Annotated in this window: 4 protein-coding genes; 2 read left to right on the top strand and 2 right to left on the bottom strand. The window is 68.6% G+C overall.

The window, feature by feature from the left end; genetic code table 11:
* Window positions 1–248: 248 nt before the first annotated feature.
* Entirely contained in the window at window positions 249–1,430 is a 1,182-nt protein-coding gene (locus tag RCH12_RS17330) for an alpha/beta hydrolase (RefSeq protein ID WP_327017709.1), read from the bottom strand.
* Window positions 1,431–1,563: 133 nt separating this feature from the next.
* Window positions 1,564–2,670: an FUSC family protein gene (locus RCH12_RS17325; RefSeq protein ID WP_327017708.1), complete on the bottom strand. Its 1,107-nt coding sequence runs from the start codon at window positions 2,668–2,670 to the stop codon at window positions 1,564–1,566.
* A 138-nt stretch (window positions 2,671–2,808) separates the two neighbouring features.
* Between RCH12_RS17325 and RCH12_RS17320 the strand changes: the two genes are divergently transcribed.
* Together RCH12_RS17320 and RCH12_RS17315 are read left to right on the top strand one after the other, a co-directional pair.
* Window positions 2,809–3,579 (top strand): SDR family oxidoreductase, encoded by a 771-nt coding sequence (locus RCH12_RS17320; protein WP_327017707.1) that lies wholly within the window; start codon window positions 2,809–2,811, stop codon window positions 3,577–3,579.
* 227 nt (window positions 3,580–3,806) lie between these two features.
* Complete coding sequence (locus tag RCH12_RS17315) at window positions 3,807–5,852, top strand: DEAD/DEAH box helicase (protein WP_327017706.1); 2,046 nt, start codon at window positions 3,807–3,809, stop codon at window positions 5,850–5,852.
* Window positions 5,853–6,000 lie beyond the last annotated feature (148 nt).

The following is a 6,000-nucleotide window of genomic DNA, read 5'->3' as shown; positions in this document are numbered from 1 at the left end:
TCAGCACCTGCGCATCCGACAGGGCGTCGTAATCGGCGCTGCAGCAGCCCAACCCCAACACGGCCTCGACCGCCACCGTCAGCGCATCCGCCGACCCGTCACAACCGACCATAGAACCGGGCGGAGTGCCGGGACCCGGAGCGAATACATCTTCGATGGTGGACATGCAAGAAGAGTATCCCGATATCGAACCCGTGTGTGATAAAACCTCGGCTTGTGGATAACTCTTTTCGAGCTGTGCGGCGGGCTCAGTCCGTGTCGAGGTGTTCGTGCAGAAAAGCCGACATCTGATCGCGCATCGCCGCATCGAGGATGCCGATGGAGTGCAGGCTGCCCGGCACGGTGACGAGCTGGTTGACGATGCCGAGGGCGTTGAGCTCCGCGGCGAAGCCGGTGGACTGGCTCAGCGGAATGAACTCGTCAGTAGACGACCCGACGAAGACGGGTGGGTCGGTGCGATCCAGCGACCTGACGGCCGACGCGTCCCGGGCCGCCCGGCAGTCCAGCAGTGATTCGCAGTCCAGGTAGTCGAGCACGATCTGCTCAAGCCCGGAGGACCCGCCGGCCACCACGATGCCGTCGTAGCTGAGGTCGACGGGCCCGGAGAGCTCGGCAACCGCCGCGACCCGGCTGCCGTCGGTGAGCGATCCGCTGCCGCGGGCACCGAGTAGCGTCGCCAGGTTGCCGCCCGCCGAGCCGCCGAAGGCACCGATGCGGTCGGGGTCGATGCCGTAGCGCTCGGCATTGGCGCGCATCCATTCGACGGCGCGGCCCAGGTCTTCAATGGCAGCCGGAAAACTCACCGCCGGCACCAGCCTGTAGTTCACCGAGTACGCCACGAACCCCTCGGACGCGAGCCATTCGCAGACATTGCGCCAGTCGCTGTTGCCTTTGTCGCCGCGAGCCCAGCTGCCGCCGTGGATGGAGAGCACCGCCGGCCGGAGGGTGGCTTGAGAGGACGTCTCGGTGTCCGTGCCCGGTTCCATCGCACCAGCGGTGGCCGGATCCGCGGATGCGTCGTCGGCGGGAGCCGCCGTCGGCGCGGGCTCAGGGGTCGGATCGGGCGCGGCCGTTTGGCCGGCCGCAAGGTCCCCGGTGCCGCCGCCCACGTCAGTGGTTGGCCCGGCATCCGCTTCCGGCGGCGAGCAGACGTCGAGGGTGAGCTGGGTGCCGTCCGGCTGGGTGGCGTAGACGACGTCCTCGTCGATCACGGCGTCCCCGGGCGCGGTGAAGGTGCGGATGCCCACGATCGCCGTGGTGTCGACCTCGCTCGCGGTTCCGCCGGCCTGCGCGGGCGCCACCGGGCGCAGGTTCCAGTGCAGGCCGCCGAGCAAGGCGGTGGCCACGACGGCCATGCCGCCGGCGTAGGCCACGAAGAGAACGAGAAAGCGTCGGGAGCCGAGTCCGATGATGCGGCGACCGTTACTCACGGATGCTCCTGAAATGTGCTGGGTGCGGGTGCTTTCGAGAATAGATCGGTCGGGCCCGGCCCGCTAATCGGCGGGCGTCCGAACGCCGGCCGGGCGCGTCGCAGAGTGGGCCCGACGGCGGCCTCAGCGGGTGTCAGGCCTTCGCGGGGACGTCGCGGGTAATCCCCGGGCTCAGGGCGGCGAGCATCCGGGTGACGTCGAGGGCCGCCGCACTGGCCGCGACGATGGCCTCCGCGCCCAGTTCACGGTGCTCAAGGATCGCCTGGGTCATGGCGGCTGCGGCATCCTCGGCCGCCCGCAGGGTGTCGAGACTCGGTTCCCCGGTGTCCCATTCATTGACCAGGGTGGCCGTCGCCCGCACCGCCGCACTCAGCGCCGGTCGCAGCACCGCCGGCAGTTCGACGGGCACCGGCGTACCCCAGGCCGCCCCGGCGAGCACGTCGGTGAGGTCGCGCACATAGAAGGTCGCGTTCTCGAGCGCCGCCAGGTCGTCGTAGTCGGTGCTGAGATCGTGCGGCCGGATGCGCGCCCGCGGGTTGATCCGGCGGCTCTCGTCGGCCTCCGCCAACGCGCGACGCACGGCTGTGCTGGTGCTCGCCAACGTGGCACCCTGCTTGGACCATTCGCCCTCCTCGGGCGGCCAGGTCGCCTCGAGCGCATCGGCAACCGAACCCAGGTGCAACCCGAGCGCACTCCGCAACCGGGACAATTCCTTCACTGCGGCGCTCACCCGCAGCGGGGGTGCGACGAGGAGGTTCACCGCAAGCCCGACAACGATGCCCAGGGTCATCTGCGAGACATATCCGATGGAATAGCCGTCGGCGTTCGGACCGCCGACGATCAGCACGAACAGTCCCGCGATCGGCACGTACTCCCGTCCGGCGCCCAGCTGGCGGATGCCGCCGAACAGCATGCCGATTCCCACCACGAGCGACACGGTCAGCACGCTGGGTTCGCTGAAGATGATCACCGCGGCCGCCAGAGCGATGCCGATCACCAGCCCGGCGAGGGTCTGAATGGCGTTCTTGATCGACCCCATCAGGGTCGGAAAGCTGGCCACGATAACGCCGAGCGGTGCGTAATAGGGGTAATCGTTGGCGACGCCGGGCATCAGGGGGGCGAGCTTCCAGGCGATCGCCACCGCAACGGCCGTCTTCACGGCCTGCAGCAAGCGGGGATGTGCCACAGCGGTCTTCACCGCGCCACCGGTGGCACGCGGGGAGAGATCGGGAGTGCGCATCGAACGAGTCTGCACGATACCCGGCCTCCCGCCCAATCGCGGCCGGCCCCGCGGGCCCAGAGGTTTCGGCGCCATCGGCATAGAATCGCGGCATCACCTGGGCCTGGGCCCCGCGGGAGAGCTTGAAAAGGAGGCGTCGTGAAGATTGCGATAGCGGGAGGAACCGGTACCGTCGGGCGTCACGTCACCGAACTGGTCAGCCGTCTCGGGCACCAGCCTGTCGTCCTCTCCCGGTCGACCGGAGTCGACCTCGTGACCGGCGACGGGGTCTCCTCGGCGCTCGATGGTGTTGACGGGGTCATCGATGTGGTCAACACCTCCACGCTGTCCGCTCAGGCGTCCACCCGCTTCTTCGGCACGGCCACGGCCACTCTGCTCAAGGCAGAGGCCGCCGCCGGGGTGCGGCACCACGTCACCCTCTCGATCGTGAATGCCGACACGGTCTCTGCCGGGTACTACGCGGGTAAGGCCGTCCAGGAGGAGGCGGTGAAACGCGGCGCCGTGCCGTGGACCTTGCTCAGGGCCACGCAGTTCCACGAGTTCGCGGCCCAGACCCTCGAGCGAGGCTCGCGCGGCATTCTCACCCTGGTGCCCGTCATGCGGACCCAGCCCGTGGCGGCGCTGGAGGTTGCCCAGAGGCTCGTCGAGCTTGCGGTGGGCCCGCCGCGCGGGCAGGTGCCCGATCTCGGCGGCCCACGGGAGGAACGCCTCGTCGACATGGTGCGCGACTACGCCCGAGCCACCCGCACTCGCACCCGCATCGTGCAATTCAAGCTCCCAGGCCGAATGGGCACGGCGATGCGTGACGGAACCCTGTTGCCGGCCCCCAACACCGAACGCGGTGCCCAGTCCTTCGCACAGTGGCTCGACGGCATCGCGCACCCAAAGCCGACCGGCCAGCAACCGTGACTTTTGGGACTCGATAAGGTAACGTAGACAAGTCGGCTCTTGACACCGCGTGTTTTATTGTGTGCGCGGATGGGTTTGTAAGTCAGGATGGGCCGGTTTCCCAGTAATCCGCTGGTGAAAAATCACTGTATGTGAACGGCCCCGGCCATAGACTGCCCGGGTTCTCAGGTTGCGTCGCCGTGCGACGCACTACTGCCATGTACTCAACACAACCCAGAAATACTTCTATGCCTTCTAGCAAGAAGCCGGCCGTCGGCCGCGCAGCCAAGAACTTCGACCCGAGCCACTCCAAGGGCGGCCCCAAGGGCGCACCCAAGGGCGGCAGCAAGAGCCCCGGACACCGCGGCTACCGCGCAGACGAGGGCGCTCCCAAGAAGCAGCGCTGGAACGCCGACGAGCGCGCAGCACGCTCCGGTGAGCGCTCCTCCTCCGACCGTCCCGCCTACGGTGACCGTCCCGCCTACGGTGCCCGCACCGAGCGTCCGGCCTCCAACGACCGTGCCCCGCGCACCGACCGTCCGTCGTACAACAACGACCGTCCCGCTCGCGGCGACCGTCCCTCCTACAACAACGACCGTCCCGCTCGCGGCGACCGTCCCTCCTACGGCGACCGTGCCCCGCGCACCGACCGTCCCTCGTACAACAACGACCGTCCGTCGTACGGTGACCGTGCCCCGCGCACCGATCGCCCGTCGTACAACAACGACCGTCCGGCTCGCACCGAGCGTCCGTCCTACGGCGACCGTGCCCCGCGCACCGACCGTCCGTCGTACAACAATGACCGTCCGTCGTACGGTGACCGTGCCCCGCGCACCGATCGCCCCGCCTACAACGACCGCAACAGCGACCGTCCGGCCCGCACCGAGCGTCCGTCCTACGGCGATCGCCCCGCCCGCACGGACCGCCCGTCGTACAGCAACGACCGTCCGGCCCGTGGCGAACGTCCCGCCTACAGCAATGACCGCGCGGCCCGCAACGACCGTTCCAACGACGGCGGCCACTCCAGCAACTTCTACCCCGACCGCGACTCCAAGCCCAAGTTCGCCGCCGGCGACGACGTGGTGCTCGAGCGCCTCGAGGCCATCGCCACGACCGCAGAAGACGTTGTCGGCGTGACGTTCGGCGACCTCGGGCTCGGTGGCAACATCGTGCGCGAGCTCGCTCTCCTCGGCGCTCCGTCCCCGTTCCCGATCCAGGCCGCGACCATCCCCGATGTGCTCGCAGGCCGCGACGTGCTCGGCCGCGGCAAGACCGGCTCCGGCAAGACCATCGCGTTCGCCGCTCCCATGATCGAGAAGCTCATGGAGAACAACGGCGCCAAGGACCGCAAGATGGCCCGCAAGCCTCGCGCGCTGATCCTGGCCCCCACCCGCGAGCTGGCCCTGCAGATCGACCGCACCGTGCAGCCCATCGCGCGCAGCGTCGGCCTCTTCACCACCCAGATCTACGGCGGCGTTCCGCAGTACCGCCAGGTCAGCGCCCTCCAGCGCGGCGTGGACATCATCATCGGCACCGCCGGCCGCATCGAGGACCTCGTCGAGCAGGGTCGTCTCGACCTGTCCGAGGTTGTCATCACGGTCCTCGACGAGGCCGACTACATGTGCGACCTGGGCTTCCTCGAGCCGGTTCAGCGCATCCTGCGCCTCACCAAGAAGGGCGGCCAGCGTCTGCTGTTCTCGGCCACCCTCGACAAGGGCGTTGCCTCGCTGGTCAAGGAATTCCTGACCAACCCGGCCGTGCACGAGGTCGCCGGTGAAGACCAGGCCTCCAGCACGATCGACCACAAGGTCCTCCTCATCGAGCACCGCGACAAGGCTTCCATCATCGGCCAGCTCGTCGACCGCCAGGGCAAGACGCTCATCTTCAGCCGCACCCGCGCCTACGCCGAGCAGCTCGCCGACCAGCTCGAGGACGCCGGCGTCAAGGCCACCAGCCTGCACGGCGACCTCAACCAGGCCCGTCGTACCCGCAACCTGCAGATGCTCACCAGCGGTCGCGTCAACGTGCTTGTCGCCACGGATGTCGCCGCCCGCGGCATCCACGTCGACGACATCGACCTGGTCATCCAGGCCGACATGCCCGATGAGTACAAGACCTACCTGCACCGCGCCGGCCGCACCGGCCGCGCCGGCAAGTCCGGTACGGTCGTCACGCTGATCCCCAAGCAGCGTCGTCGTCGCATGGAAGACCTGCTCGACCGGGCCGAGATCGACTCCAGCTTCACCTCGGCCACGCCGGGCGACGCCTCGATCACCGCTCTGGCGAACCTGTAACACCAGCGCACAACCGGCAGGGCATCCGTTTCGGCGGGTGCCCTGCCGGCGGTTAACCGGCGCGCGAATCCGTCGTGCACGACCGGGGATGCGGTACGGTTTTGTCGTTCGCGTGCTCCCTCACAATTCGGGTTTGTGACAGCGCGCG

This window comes from Cryobacterium sp. MP_3.1, assembly GCF_035984795.1.
GTDB lineage: Bacteria > Actinomycetota > Actinomycetes > Actinomycetales > Microbacteriaceae > Cryobacterium > Cryobacterium zongtaii.
Note: the sequence above shows the minus strand (reverse complement) of the source record. Positions and strands in the feature narration are given on the sequence as shown.

Coding starts and splice junctions, on each gene's coding strand:
- RCH12_RS17315 (WP_327017706.1), top strand. CDS start 3,807: ATGCCTTCTAGCAAGAAGCCGGCCGTCGGCCGCGCAGCCAAGAACTTC.
- RCH12_RS17325 (WP_327017708.1), bottom strand. CDS start 2,670: ATGCGCACTCCCGATCTCTCCCCGCGTGCCACCGGTGGCGCGGTGAAG.